This window comes from Phocaeicola vulgatus ATCC 8482, from assembly GCF_000012825.1.
In the GTDB taxonomy this organism is placed as follows: Bacteria; Bacteroidota; Bacteroidia; order Bacteroidales; family Bacteroidaceae; genus Phocaeicola; species Phocaeicola vulgatus.
Genome location: NC_009614.1, coordinates 407,518 through 422,236, shown reverse-complemented (window position 1 = coordinate 422,236; position 14,719 = coordinate 407,518). Strand labels below are relative to the sequence as shown.

Below are 14,719 nucleotides of genomic sequence, written 5' to 3'. Positions count from 1 at the left end.
TATACTAATAATTAGAATATTACCTCTTTGTGCGAATGCGGAATGTGGACAGTTGCTTCCCTAGAACTCCCATAGCCACAGATCCAGTGTCTGTCCTTTGCCGAATGCTCCTATCTTTTGAGTGATACGTTCTTTCAATCTTAATTTTCTTTTAGATACCGAAGTCGATTCTATCCCCAGCAAATCAGCTATTCCCGGATTGGCTATTCCCAACTTGATGAAGCAGCATATCTGCAAATCGCTTTCTGTCAATGAAGGTACAAGAGTGGAAAGCCTTACTATATAATTATCGAATAATAGATTCATTGTTTCCTTTACCTCTTCCCATTGCTCGTCTTTCATGTATTGGGGCTTTGTCTTTAGCCGGTAAAGGACATCTGTCTTTTTTATCAGTTGGTTGCACAGGAATCTTTCACGATCATGCAATCGTTGGTTTTCTTCTCCTAAAAGTCCCAATCTTTCAAGTTCTTTGGACTTTTCATTCAGCGAAGAAGAATATTTATCAATATGTTGCTGCAACATTTTATTCTCTTGTTGCAGGGCTTCATTTTGGCATTTTATTTCAGATAGTACATTTTTTTGCTCCTCCAACTGTTCCTGTGCATCTTTATTCGCCTCCATTTGTTCTGCAAGCTCCTTCATGCGGCTTTGGTTACGACTGATTATTCTCTCATTCTCTTGTCTTTTTAAGGTATTCAGTTGTATTTCTTCTTCATTCCTTTGTATGATATGCTCTTTGCGGATTAATTTTCGCTGGTATATATAGATAAAGGATAGCTATCAGGCAGAATACCACTACCAATGTGATTAGTACATTACGGATGATAGTATTGTTTTCTATTTTTAGCTGGTTCTTTTCATTCAATAGTTTTTGCTGGTTATACTTTTCCTGCATATCCATAAGCTCTTTATTCCTATTCAATATCTCAATTGAATCCTGATAAACTATCATACTATCACAATACTGACTCATTTTTTCATAGTCTTTTTTCTTTTTACTTAGATGGTATAAATCCTGATAAGCAGCACAAACTGTTTCTATACGATCAGCAGCTAATGCTTTATTCAGATAATAATAGGCAGAATCTGTTTTATCAATATGTCTATATATATCACCAATAACCAAGTAACTTTGTTCTAACCCTTTCTCTAGGGGTAATTCAATTGTTTCTTTTAGTCTTAAAGCCTTTTGGGCATAAGATAGGGCGGGCTGATAATCTTTTGTTTCGGTATATACTCCTGCTAATTGGTTCGTTCCGTTTATTAATACCTTATAATTATGTAGAGTATCAGCCATCTGAATTGCTTTTTTATAATACTTGATGCTATTATCAAAATTAAATAATACAGAATAGACCTTTCCTAAATAGTAATATGCAGAGCATATATAATTCTTAGTTTCAGATAACTGGGCATAGTGCAATGATTGTTTGAACATTTGCAATGCGTATTCATTCAGCGAATTATATAGGTATATATTTCCTATACTACTATAAATCAAATGTGCCAGTTGATAGTCTTTCGTCTTTTCTACTTCCTCTATCGCCTTTAAATAGGATTCTTGCGCTTCTTGCGTTTTATCTGCTTTTCCATATAATACACCTTTATAATATAGGGTCATGGCTTTCCGCCGCGCATCATCCTGCTTCATAAAGTAATCATAGGCTATATTAATTAAGGTAGAGTCAGCAAGTTCTTCTTTATAATTCTTATACTTGGCTTGCACTGTTAGCAACGCCCAAGTAGCATTTTGCAATTTGTCCGATACTGCCGGAACTTTCATCCCTTGCAATACACCCAGTGCACTATCCGGATGTTCATACATCACCGCTTCCGCTTGAACCAATTCAAGCAACAACGCTTGTTGAGAAGCATTTTCTTTTTTTGTGCAGGCAGAAAGGAGTATACTTATTATTATAATAATAAAGTTTCTTTTTATTCCAATTGTTTTTTTCATAGTATTTGCATTTATGTATAGCGAACAAATATAGAAATTAAAAACGATATTGAAAAGATTTTATATCACTATTTACAAAAAAAGAGTGATTGATTATAGTTTGCATCCAGTGTTGATAGAAGTATTATGGATCTTAAATATTCAATTTAGTAAGGAGGCATGCCCTCCTTACTATTTTATGTATAAAAACGGCTGTATTATGTATATCTATTTGAATCCACAATATGTGATTAGAAACGAAAATAATTGTTCTTATATCATTGCTAAATCAGCTTTAATTACTGCTAAGCTAGAATATGCCATGGCTTTTGCAAGCGTAGTTCCACCTTCTATTGGATATATCTTGTCACATATTGGAGAAGGAGAATTAAATGCTTCAATAGAAAATATAGCAAATACCCTAAATATAAAACCAGACCTGATAGATAAGTTTATTCGAAAAATAATCGATAATCCAGTAAAAGTAGGATGGAATTATAAAGGAGTGACGATTTCTTTTCCCCCCGTATCTGCTGACTTCTGTTAAGGAAGAATCGGAGGGAAGTGTTTATACGGATAATGAATTATTTTATACTACAGACTTTATACCTAAACGTCCTTCTGTTCCGCTGAATCTTAACTTTATGATTACAACCCAATGCAGGACGGATTGTATGTATTGCTATGCGGATAGAAACCGGAAGAACGATTTGACAAGTTGGCAAATTATAAAGGTGATAGATGAAGCTCATGATATGGGGGTTGTGAATCTGGCTTTGACAGGAGGTGATATTTTTGCTTTCCCTGATTGGAAAGAGGTGATACGAAAAGTGGGGCAATATGGATTCACACCTTTATTGAGTACAAAAATACCGCTAAAAGAGGATGATATTTACTTTTTAAAAGAGTCTGGAATTAAATTCTTGCAGTTTTCATTGGATTCTATATTTCCCTCTACATTACAGACAATGGTACGTGTAAAAGAAGACTATATAGATAATGTGAAGCAAATGTTTGAGTATTCTTAATCCAATCTGTGGTCAGATTGATAAGAAAATTATAATTCGCAAATAAAAATGAGGATTAAACTTATAAATATTTGTAACAAATGATTGAAGCAAGAGCATTAGTTTCTATTAATTTTCTGAATTTGTCAGAAAACTATGATTTTATGTCACGTTGGTTAGGTGTATATGATAAATATGCAAAGCTATTGAAAGGTTCGTCGGATGCAGTTGTAAAAGACGGATCTGGAAAGATACCTGAATCAGCAAACGATAAAGTGGATTTAACCAACAAGCATTTGGCATTACAGGCTATATTAGCTGAATATGGTCAAAAGTTAAATAAAAGCCATCTTTATTCTGAAACAGTCGGTCTGTCCGAAGCCCATGATATTCGTCGCAAATGTTTCAGCGCATTACAGATGAACATCAAGAGCAAGAGATATAGGAACAAAAGAAGATCAAGATGCTGCAAAAAGCCTTATTGATCAGACTGGAAATTATAAAATGAATAAGATAATTACCCGTTCCGATATGTCTGCCCGTATTGCAGGTTACATTTTGATTCTGCAATCAGAGAAAAACCATGATTCAGTAGAACGACTGAATCTGGCTGATCGCATCACTGAAGTGGAAAAGGCAAATAATCTTTATTTGGACTTAGATACACAGCGTGGTATTGTGAAAGAACAGAAAGGTCTTTCTATGAGAATACGAAAGAATGTTAAATGAAAATCTTTTTTTGTTCAGTCCGGAGGCGTCGGACTGTGGGAGATTACATTTGCAATGTAATTAAGAAATCACAATAGTTTACTAGTTTGTTAATTTTAAAATTTAACGATCATGAAAGACGACGAATTAAAAAAGCAGGAAGTAGTAAATGCTGAAAGTGAAAAACAGAATGTTACTACACTAAATGAAAAACTTGATTTCTCAGATTTGGAAAATGTAGAAGGTGGTACTGTAAAAGACTTCAAAGATGATGAGCATCTTAAAAGTGAAGGTGGTAATGTAGGTGTTGGCTGCGTTTGCTAATAACGGTTGCTGTATCTCCTAACAATTGTATCAGAAGCGGTATTTTATAATCTATAAACATCCTCTTCTGATACTTTTTTATATTTTTATGGTCTAATTAATACCTTATTATATGAATTTGGAAAAAATACACTTGATAAAAAGCAAAGATATGTGCTTGTCATATTATTATCCTACAGCAGATATTAGGGTAATAAATAAGGAAACATATGATATATTATCGGCATTGAAAGAATATAAAGATATTCATGAAGCCTTAGAATTATATAGAGATGAAGAACAAGTGGTTTCATTAATTAGATCTATATATGCTTCAAATAAAGGCGAGCATAGCACAAATATTCAAAATGGAAGTAAAAGAAAAGTGATAAAGCGAATCACTTTACATATATCTAATGATTGTAATTTAAGATGTAAGTATTGTTTTGGTGGAGGTGGAAGTTATAATCAAGAACGTAACCTAATGACAGAGCAAACAGCAATAGAGTTTGTAGATTTTTGTGTAGAACAATTTGAAAGAGTTGAAAAGATTGTCTTTTTTGGAGGCGAACCGATGCTTAATCTTAAAGGAATGGAGATAGTGTGCAATCGCTTTAAATATTATAAAGAAGAAGGGAAAATAGATATTTTGCCTAATTTCGTAATTATTACTAATGGGACAATATTAACAGATAGGATGCTGGCATTTATCAAGAGAAATATTTCAGCAATGACTATCAGTATAGATGGTCCTAAAGAAATTAATGATATTCAGAGAATATATAAAAATGGAAAAGGAAGTTATGAAAGGATAGCTCATTTTATCCATACTATACAAGAAAAAACCAATGTAAAAATACAGTACGAAGCAACCTATACGCAGTTACATATTGATCATAATTATAGTCATGAAGATATTTCAAAATTTATGGATCAGACTTTTGGAATTGAAGGTGTAGTGGTCAATGATCAAGAACTTAGTCTGCAATTATTGCTTGATTTATGGAACTCCATTGATTTGGAATATTTAAAAAGAACAGAACTGAAATATTTGCCTAAAGATTTTTGGTTACTTCTACATGCTATTGTTCATAATACATCTACTAATATATGCCCTGTTATAGATCAGTATTTAGCTGTAAGCACTGATGGAACTATATACGCATGTCATACAATAAATGGTATTAAAGAATGTAAGTTAGGTAGTATTGATGGCTATAATGTTTATAATTATCCAGAATTATATAAACCATTTGATCATGAAATAGATTTTAGATCAAATGAAAAGTGTGAAAAATGTTGGGCACAAAGATTATGTGGAGGATGTACTGTACATAGATTTTTCAATCATAAAATAAATCAATTTGAAGCATACCCTAATGAAGACTTTTGTAAAATAACGCTTCTTTGTATAGAACAAATATTATTAATAATTGCATCTATCCGCAAGGACCCTCAATTATGGTCTTTACTCATTCAGAAAATGAATAATTAAAATTATATATTATGGAAAAGTTACTTTATATTATGTTGATTTGGGTAGTTTCTACTACTTCTATATATTCACAGACAGTAGCTGGAAAAATTGTTGATGAAAGTAATCAGCCGATAGAATTTGCTAATATCGTATGTTTATCATTGCCTGATTCTACTTTTATATATGGAACTATCAGTGACCAGGATGGAAAATTTACCATACCCGAAAATTCATCTAAAGGGATATTACGCATTTCATCTGTAGGTTATGCTACAACATATAAGGAATGTAAGGACAGGAATATAGGCACTATCTTGTTGCACTCGGATACACAACTGCTGGGTGAAGTAGTAGTGAAAGGCAATTTGCCTGTAACTCGCATGAAAGGCGATGCATTGGTAACAAGTGTGCAGAACAGCGTATTAGCAAAGGCAGGATCGGCAAACGATGTACTGGGAAAAGTGCCCGGTATATTGAAGGATAAAGATTCCTTTGAAGTATTCGGCAAAGGAACGCCTCTTATCTATATCAATGGCAGGGAAGTACGCGACAAGTCTGAGCTGGAGCAACTCAGTTCGGAAGATATTAAGCATGTAGAATTGATAACTAATCCCGGTGCGCGCTATGATGCCACTGTAAATGCTGTGGTGCGCATTCAGACTATCCGCCGCACTGGCGATGGATTCGGATTCAATCTAAATTCCAGTTATTATCAAAGTGAAAATGTAGACTTAGTGGAACAGGCAGATGTGAACTATCGCCATAATGGGCTGGATATGTTTGCCATGTTCAGATATGATAAGATGGAATTTCGTGAACGCACCAATGTACATCAGACTTTAATTTCAAAGAAACAGCTGGACTTGGAAAATCAATTGAAATATAATGATAATAAGCAATGGCTGCGAGGAAATATCGGAATGAACTATATGTTTGATGAAAATAATTCTATCGGAATAAAATACTCTATTCAGGGAAGCCCCAGATATGATAGTAAGCTTTATACAACTAGTAAAGTCAGTTTAGACGGTAAGGTATTTGATCGTTTACAGAATTTTACAAGCTCAGAAACAGATAATGAATTAAATCATCAGTTGAATGCTTACTATACGGGGCGCGTGGGTAATCTGGAAATAGACTTCAATGCCGATTACTATCAAAGCGGTTATTTACAGGAGGACATTACTGGCGAGGAAAGTGAAGAGCAGGAGGACCGGGATGTACATGCTGCAAGTGATGTGGCAAATAATTTGGCAGCAGCCAAACTGGTGTTGTCCTATCCTGTGTGGAAAGGAAAATTTTCAGTAGGCGGAGAATGGACTTATACCCATCGCAAAGACAATTATCTGAATGTTGAAAATTATGTGCCTTCATCCAACAGCAAGATGAATGAAATGAATATAACGGCTTTTGCCGAATATAGCAGATCTATTTACATAGGCGACTTTATACTTGGTGCACGCTATGAGCAAATAAAATTTGATTATTATAAAGATGATCTGCATATAGATGACCAGAGCCGTAGCTATGATAATATCTATCCGAATGTTTCCTTCAGTACTCGGATTGGAAAGGTTAAGACGCAAATTAGTTATACGGTAAAGACGCAACGTCCTTCATACAGGCTGTTGAGCAATAGTTCATTATATATAGACCGTTTCAGCATACAGCAGGGAAATCCTACATTGAAGTCCGAAATCACTCATAATCTTAACTGGATTGCTTCTTGGAAGTTTCTGCAACTCAACTTAGGTTATCAGCAGACTAAAAATGCTATAATCTATTGGGGTGAGCCATTGAATCCGAATGAATATACCATTTTACTGAAAAGTATTAATTTGAATAAAAGTCTGCCTATGCTGAATGCCTTTATTTCGGCTTCGCCTCATATTGGTATATGGGAATCCCGTTTAAGTCTTGGAATAACTAAACAATGGCTGACTATTGATAGTGATGGGCAACAATTAAAATTGAATGAACCCAGATTTACGGGTGTGCTGTCTAATTCATTTACATTGCCAGAAAATTTCCTTCTTAGTTTGGATATGCAATTCAGGAGTAAGGGGGATTTGCGCAATGTATATTTTGATCGTTTTAATAGCTATGTTGATATTTCACTGCGAAAATCATTCTTGAATGATGCTTTGAGTATAGAGGTAAGGGGAGATGATTTGTTCCGCCAGCAAAAAAGTAAAACGCTTCTTCGCAGTGGAGCATATTCCTTCTCAAAAGATCATAGATACGACTCGCGCGAGTTCTCTATTTCATTGCGCTATAGGTTTAATACAACAAAGAGCAAGTATAAAGGTACAGGGGCGGCCAATGATGAGTTGAGGCGCTTGTAGGGAAACTGTGTTTATAGAATGAAATGCAGAGTAAGATTAGATCCTGACTTTAATGTAAATCATATTTCTGCTTTCTTTTTTGCAGACTCAACACTCTTGCTATATATTCCACTCTGTTTCCATTAAATTAGTCTGATATATCTTTTTTTTTAAGTTTGGTCACTTTAAAGAAAGAAACTATCCGACTGATATGGAAACTTTGTTAGAAAAGGATTTCAGCCATTTTTTAACAGGCTCTTATGCTTTTGGGCATGAAGAATTGCTTATAGGAGATCTTATGAAAGAAAATTTGAAAGAACTTTGGGAAAATAGAGATAAATGGAGAATGTTCCGAGGAGGATTTAGTTTGGAAAATATAGACACTTGTTCTACTTGTACATTAAACAAAAAGTGTTCACTGATGACTTGTCGTCTAAGGAATTATGATCAAGGTAATAGCTTCTATAATAAACCGATAGAATGTGCCGTTGATTATTCTATAGCTTTGTAATATAATGTGTTTTTGAAACTTTAAAAATATAGAATATGAGAGCGAATATACTTTTTTGTTTATACTTCTTTATGGGGTTAGCAGTGCAGCTGCAAGCACAGGTTACGGTAACAGGTAAAGTAATTGATGAGCAACAACAACCTGTCCCTTATGCCAATATAGTGTTACTTTCTTTGCCCGATTCTACTTTCGTGGCAGGAAGTATCAGTAATGAAGAAGGCGCGTTTAGTCTCAATGTCAAAGAAACAAAGGATGTGCTTCGCATCTCATCTATTGGCTATGCTACTGTTTATCGTCCATTAGATAACAGAAGTACAGATCTTGGAATTATCTGTCTCGCTTCAGACACACAGATATTGGCTGAAGTTGTGGTAAAAGCTGATATGCCTGTTACTCGCATGAGAGGCGACGCACTGGTGACTAATATACAAAATAGTGTACTCTCTAAAGCCGGATCGGCAAGCGATGTATTGGGAAAAGTACCGGGTGTAATAAAAGAGAGGAATTCCTATGAAGTGCTTGGCAAAGGAACACCTCTTATTTACATCAATGGGCGGCAAGTACGTGATGATTCGGAATTGGATCAACTAAATTCGGAAGATATTAAGAGCGTAGAAGTTGTTACTAATCCTGGTGCACGTTATGATGCAACTGTAACTGCCGTTATCCGTATACAGACTATCCGGCGTGCCGGAGATGGTTTTGGCTTCGATCTCCGTTCCAGTTACTATCAGAGCCGGAATGTAGACTTGATAGAGCAATTGAATGTAAACTACCGCCATAATGGACTTGATATTTTTGGTATATTCCGTTATTTAAAGAACGAATATATCATGAAAAATGATATTGTACATACCTTGGAGTCTGATTCTTTATGGAAATATCAGAATCTATTGGATGGAACTGTAGTAGACAAGTCTCTACGAGGTGAAATAGGAGTTAATTATAGCCTGAATGATAAACATTCACTGGGATTCCGCTATACTCTTACTTCCCGTCCAAATACGAAGTCGGATGTATTTACCTCTAATGACATTACAGCCAACAATCAGTTTTATGACCACTTGGAAAATCAAGAGTATTCTTCTACTTCCGGTAAGCCTACTCATCAACTAAATGTTTATTATAATGGTACTGTGGGAGATTTGAATATTGATTTTAATACAGACTATTATACTAATACTTCTACAGGAAAAGGTCTTTATCACGAAGTCAGTCAAGAGCAAGAAAGTCGGGATGTGCATACACAGAGTTACATTAGGAATAAATTGCTAGCTTCTAAATTGGTACTTTCTTATCCGTTGTTTGGAGGTAATCTTTCGGTAGGCGGAGAATATACGGATACCCGTCGCAATGACGAGTACCGTAATCCGGAGAAATATGTGGAAAGTACCATCAGTCGTGTAGAGGAAGATGGATTGAGTGGCTTTGCCGAATACAGCCGTCAGTTCCCGATAGGTAACCTTTCATTGGGTGTAAGATATGAGCATGTAACTTTTGATTATTATAAGGATGGTGTGCACATGGATGAACAGAGCCGTATGTATGGAAACTGGTTTCCTAATCTTTCTTTTTCAAGAAAACTAGGTTCTGTCCGGACACAGTTGAGTTATACTGCTAAAACGCAACGACCTACTTATAGCCAGTTAAGCAACAATGTCACCTATGTAGACCGTTTCACTATGCAACGTGGTAACCCATTGCTGGAGCCGTGCACCATTCACGATATTTCATTGGTCGGTACATGGCGTTTTTTACAGTTACTTGTCAGCTATCAGCAGTGGCGTAAGGAAATCATTTATTGGGGAGATCCGATAGATAATGGCAATTCAATGATGATGACTTACCTCAATTATCATAATCGTCCGACTTTGAATGTTTCTTTCTCTATTTCACCGGCTATTGGCTTTTGGCACCCTAACCTAAATATCGGCGTGAAGAAACAATGGATGACAATAGATGGCATAGAGTTTAATAAGCCTCGTCCTACAATAAGGTTCAACAATACATTTGAACTTCCTGGTGATTTTCTTGTCAGTTTGGATGGGCTTTTTATGGGAAAAGGAAATTATCAGAATTTGTATCAGTTCAAAAATTATGGTACAGTTGACATCTCTGTCCGTAAGTCATTTTTAAGGGATGCCTTAAGTCTGGAACTTCGAGGGAACGATCTTTTTCATGGTTCACGTAATTATTGGCAAACATATTTTGGCAGTATTATTTGGGAGCAGACTAATCAATGGGATACTCGTGAATTTTCTATTACTTTGCGCTATAAGTTTAATACAACAAAGAGCAAGTATAAAGGGACAGGAGCGGCAAATGATGAGCTAAGACGTTTGTGATAATTTCAAAAAAATAAAAAGTATAGAACATGAGGAAAGTGATTTTACTACTCGGATTAGTGTTACAAGTGATTATTGTTGACGCACAGAGTGTTTCCGGCTCATTAGTTGATGAAAAAGGAAATCCTGTCAGTTTTGCTAATGTGGTATTGCTATCTTCCAAAGATTCATCTTTTGTGCAAGGTACAATTAGCAATGAACAAGGAATTTTCAGCATAGACCAAACAAGCGGTAACAATATACTCAGAATTTCTTGTCTTGGCTTTATTCCGGTGACAAAAGCCTATGCTCAATTTCCGGTAACGATTGTGATGCATGAAGATGTTAATCTGTTGGGGGAAGTCGTGGTAAAGGGGAATCGCCCGTCATATAAACTTACTGCTGAAGGGTTGCAGACCCATGTGCAAGGAACAGTGCTTAGCAAAATGGGTACGGCGGAGGATGTGTTGAAGCATATACCGGGACTTCAGAAGAAAAATGATGTGTATGAGGTATTTGGAAAAGGGAGCCCGATAATCTATGTGAATGGGAGATTGCTGCGTGATTTGTCGGAACTGGACCAGCTGAAGTCAGAAGATATTAAGAATGTAGAACTGATTACCAGCCCCGGTGCAAGATATGATGCGTTTGTGAAAGCAGTGGTGAAGATTACTACCCGCCCCATAAAAGGGGAAGGATTTGGATTTGATGTGCGTTCCGGTTATAATCAGTGGGAGTATGCCGGTTTCGTGGAACAGTTGAACTGGAATTACCGGCGTGATAAATTGGATGTGTTCGGCACCGTGTATTATAGAAAAAGTGAAGGGTTTGACGAAAGTCGGTTTACTCAAGATGTGCATGTTGATACGCTTTGGCATCAGGACAATTATCAGTTCGCAAAAACGAATCAACAGGCATTTACCAATATCGCAGGTGTGAACTATGCATTCGATGAAAATAATTCAATCGGAGTAAAATATACATTGAAAGCCAATCCGGATGCCCGCTATCACACTATATTTAATTCGGATGTATATGCCGATGGCACGCATTATGACTATTTGGCGAATGATATCAATGCCACTGCGTATTATAATCCCTCGCATTCGGTAAATGTTTATTATAAGGGGATGGCGGGAAAAACGGAGATTGATTTTAATGCGGATTATCTGTTTGACAAAAACGGAGACAATACGATACAACGTGAAGAAAGCAGCAATAAGGAAGATAGGGTTGTCACTTCTACCAATACATTGAGAAGTGAACTCTTTGCTGCCAAACTGGTGCTGAGCCGTCCGCTGCTTGGAGGAAATGTCATGATAGGGGCTGAATACAGTCATACAGAGCGGCAGGATGATTATGTGAATCCGGAAGGTTATGTGCCGACTTCATTCAGTGAACTGAAAGAGCAGAATATCAGTCCGTTTTTAGAGTATAGCCGCAATACCCCCATAGGGCAACTCTCCGTGGGGGGACGTTATGAGTGGGTGAACTTTGATTATTATGAGGATGGGAAATATATGGAAGGACAAAGCCGGAATTTCAGTAATTTCTTTCCGAGTGTTTCATTGGGTTCTGAAATAGGCGGAGTGCAGTTGCAGCTTAGTTATGCGGCAAAGACGCGTCGTCTGTCCTACCAGCAGTTGAGCAATAATGTGACGTATGCCAATAGGTTCACGCTTCAGTCCGGCAATCCGTTATTGGAACATGAGGTGGTGCATAACGTTTCTTTGATGGGGGCATGGAAGTTTATGCAGTTTAGTGTGGATTATAATGACAGAAGAAATGCAATCATTTACTGGGGGGAACAAATGGAGTATAATCCGGCGGTAACGCTTATTTCTTTCAAAAATCTTCATAGCTTGAAGTCTGTTTCGGCATTCTTGTCATTGGCGCCTAAGTTTGGAATCTGGTCGCCGCAATTGAATTGGGGAGTACAGAAACAATGGCTGGATCTGGAGACTACCGATGGATTGCTGAAGATGAACAAACCGATGTTTACGGGGGCTTTTAATAATACGTTTAATTTTAATCACGGCTGGATGGCTTCGGTGGAAATGAATTATCAAAGTAAAGGCGATATGGAGAATTGCTCGGAAACCAAGAATATTTTTTTATGTGGATGCCGGGGTTACAAAGTTCTTTTGGGGGGATAGGATGTCTGTGAAACTGAGTGGTACGGATTTGTTCCATGGTATGAAGTCTGGAAACCGTATGTATTATAACCGGGCATCTTCTTTGCAAATTAATAATTATGATAGTAGGAAAGTGATGCTGACGGTACGCTATAAATTTAATGCTACGCGTAATAAATATAAGGGTAGTGGTGCCGGAGAGAGTGAGAAGGAAAGATTATGAGTGCCACTTTTCACATTTCATTTGTTCTTACCCAGCTTATATACCATTTGGCGGAATAAAGGTACGTTTAACCATATATATTCGTACCAATGTTCTACCTTTCTTTTCCATAGTTTGCTCCAGCTATATATTTCCCACCATTTTAGATGGAGATTTGCCGAATTCATAAAATCTTGTGTGGGAAAGAGGGTCAGGGCTATTCCTTTTATCCATAATGTTTTCATTTCGTCCGCCCAATATTGCATGAGTCCGAATTCCGGTTCCCAGATAATGAATCGGGATTCATGAATGCCGTAACAGACTACATATCCTGGTACATTGAAATCATTGAGAGTGAAAAGGATGATGGGAAGTTTTCTTTGTGTTAATTGATGAATGTTTTGCAAACATATTTCGGCTTTCATGCCGGAATATATAGCCCCTTGTTTCATTCCTGCCAAGGTAAGCTTTCCATTTATTTTGCACCATTCGGTCAATGTATGTATGTCCGTTTCTTTTCCGTTGTAATATTTTATAACAGTGAGCAGGCAAGCTACCTCTACAGGGCACTTAGCATTGGAACGGACAAATGATTTCTTTATTTTATCAAGTTCGTATTCTGTCATAACCCGGTTTGTTTTATAAGAGAAAACTCATGGAGCGGCCGCAATCACTTAAAAAAAGAAATTCATTGGAGCGATTAACGTTCATTTGGACGTGGAAGTAGGTATGAACGCTGAATTACTTTAATAAGTGTGCGGCCGGAGTCTGCATGAGTTATATCTGTTACGTCCTGCTCTTTCTATTAACATATCGGCTATTTTGTTTATTTCCCGATTCTTACGCTCAAAGAAATCGCATAACTCTTTCGCCTTTTGTGTTAGTGTTGTTTTATTTTGTAATGCATATTCTATTTGTTGCTCCAATTTCATCGGAGTTATGTTTATCATATCTTTAGGCGAATATTTCAGTACCGGTATTTGAGCAAAGGTACAATCCAGCCATGCGTCAGAATGTGAGTCGGTCAAAGCCAAATCGCATAATGGTAATATGGTGTTAAGGTTCAGCGTGCGGAATAATTCCATGTTGTCGGGCAATTCAGACGATTGATATACATTTGGTATGTCGGTCAATAATATGAATTGGTACCGGGGATTTCTGATGGAACTTCTTTTTATAACTCTATAAAAATCTTCTAGTATCTTTGAATTTTTATTTCCTTTTCCTAATAATTCGACAATAATATTTCTTTCTTTGTCTTTTTTAATATCCTGCAATCTCTTTGTCAATGTTTCCAAACGTGGTCCGGAACCGGATGACAGGTAGGGAGTGGGTGGCAGATAAAGTATAGAAATATCTTTGTCCTGTATGTTTTTTTGGTCAGGCAACTGCATGGCTATGAAAATATAGTCAATGGCTAGCTGCCGATAGAGGGAGGCATGTGCTGCATGCCGACAATCCAGAAGCGTTAGGTCGGGCTTTAACCAACGGAAATCATCTGGATAAAGTACGCAGTTGCTTATTCCTTTATCATATAGTACAGGTGTAAAAGCAGGGTTTGAGGTGTAGGTATAGTATACCTCTTGTTTCTTTTCCCGCAATATCCCTGCTAATTTGATGGTTAGCAATAACTGGCTTTTGTCCGGTGCTATGTCAAGAAGGAAATTCAGCATATATTATTGCGTTAATATGGATTTGTTTAATGAACTTTTTGGACAAATTATATTCATAGAAATTGGAACTTTCATGTTCCAATTTCTAATGAATCAAGTTAGTGGTTTAAGTATACTTT

General features: G+C 36.6%; 11 protein-coding genes and 2 pseudogenes. 10 read left to right on the top strand and 3 right to left on the bottom strand.

The window, feature by feature from the left end:
- Nucleotides 1-60: 60 nt before the first annotated feature.
- Nucleotides 61-1,957: pseudogene (locus BVU_RS01460) on the bottom strand (tetratricopeptide repeat protein).
- 49 nt (nucleotides 1,958-2,006) lie between these two features.
- On the opposite strand from BVU_RS01460, the gene BVU_RS01455 reads away from it, so the two are divergent.
- The 10 genes and pseudogenes from BVU_RS01455 (at nucleotide 2,007) to BVU_RS01410 (ending at nucleotide 12,948) form a co-directional block, all read left to right on the top strand.
- Nucleotides 2,007-2,483 (top strand): hypothetical protein, encoded by a 477-nt coding sequence (locus BVU_RS01455; RefSeq protein WP_011964691.1) that lies wholly within the window; start codon nucleotides 2,007-2,009, stop codon nucleotides 2,481-2,483.
- 97 nt (nucleotides 2,484-2,580) lie between these two features.
- Nucleotides 2,581-2,964 (top strand): radical SAM protein, encoded by a 384-nt coding sequence (locus tag BVU_RS01450; protein ID WP_011964690.1) that lies wholly within the window; start codon nucleotides 2,581-2,583, stop codon nucleotides 2,962-2,964.
- 80 nt (nucleotides 2,965-3,044) lie between these two features.
- Nucleotides 3,045-3,428 (top strand): hypothetical protein, encoded by a 384-nt coding sequence (locus BVU_RS01445; RefSeq protein WP_007843438.1) that lies wholly within the window; start codon nucleotides 3,045-3,047, stop codon nucleotides 3,426-3,428.
- A gap of 19 nt (nucleotides 3,429-3,447) precedes the next feature.
- Complete coding sequence (locus BVU_RS01440) at nucleotides 3,448-3,672, top strand: hypothetical protein (RefSeq protein ID WP_008674169.1); 225 nt, start codon at nucleotides 3,448-3,450, stop codon at nucleotides 3,670-3,672.
- A gap of 111 nt (nucleotides 3,673-3,783) precedes the next feature.
- Nucleotides 3,784-3,975 carry a hypothetical protein gene (locus BVU_RS01435; RefSeq protein WP_007846940.1) on the top strand — a complete coding sequence of 64 codons (192 nt, stop codon included), beginning with the start codon at nucleotides 3,784-3,786 and terminating at the stop codon, nucleotides 3,973-3,975.
- A gap of 112 nt (nucleotides 3,976-4,087) precedes the next feature.
- Complete coding sequence (locus BVU_RS01430; RefSeq protein ID WP_008674170.1) at nucleotides 4,088-5,449, top strand: radical SAM/SPASM domain-containing protein; 1,362 nt, start codon at nucleotides 4,088-4,090, stop codon at nucleotides 5,447-5,449.
- A gap of 11 nt (nucleotides 5,450-5,460) precedes the next feature.
- The gene (locus tag BVU_RS01425; RefSeq protein ID WP_011964689.1) at nucleotides 5,461-7,776 is read left to right on the top strand and encodes an outer membrane beta-barrel family protein; all 2,316 of its coding nucleotides are present in this window, start codon (nucleotides 5,461-5,463) and stop codon (nucleotides 7,774-7,776) included.
- Between the two features lie 190 nt (nucleotides 7,777-7,966).
- A complete protein-coding gene (locus tag BVU_RS01420) occupies nucleotides 7,967-8,266 on the top strand; it encodes an SPASM domain-containing protein (RefSeq protein ID WP_011964688.1) in 300 nt (99 codons plus the stop codon).
- A 35-nt stretch (nucleotides 8,267-8,301) separates the two neighbouring features.
- Nucleotides 8,302-10,611 (top strand): outer membrane beta-barrel family protein, encoded by a 2,310-nt coding sequence (locus BVU_RS01415; protein WP_011964687.1) that lies wholly within the window; start codon nucleotides 8,302-8,304, stop codon nucleotides 10,609-10,611.
- 29 nt (nucleotides 10,612-10,640) lie between these two features.
- A pseudogene (locus BVU_RS01410) lies at nucleotides 10,641-12,948 on the top strand (outer membrane beta-barrel family protein).
- 17 nt (nucleotides 12,949-12,965) lie between these two features.
- On the opposite strand, the gene BVU_RS01405 reads toward BVU_RS01410, so the two are convergent.
- The gene (locus BVU_RS01405; RefSeq protein ID WP_005845641.1) at nucleotides 12,966-13,553 is read right to left on the bottom strand and encodes a cysteine peptidase family C39 domain-containing protein; all 588 of its coding nucleotides are present in this window, start codon (nucleotides 13,551-13,553) and stop codon (nucleotides 12,966-12,968) included.
- A gap of 120 nt (nucleotides 13,554-13,673) precedes the next feature.
- Entirely contained in the window at nucleotides 13,674-14,600 is a 927-nt protein-coding gene (locus BVU_RS01400; RefSeq protein WP_011964685.1) for a hypothetical protein, read from the bottom strand.
- Between the last annotated feature and the right edge of the window lie 119 nt (nucleotides 14,601-14,719).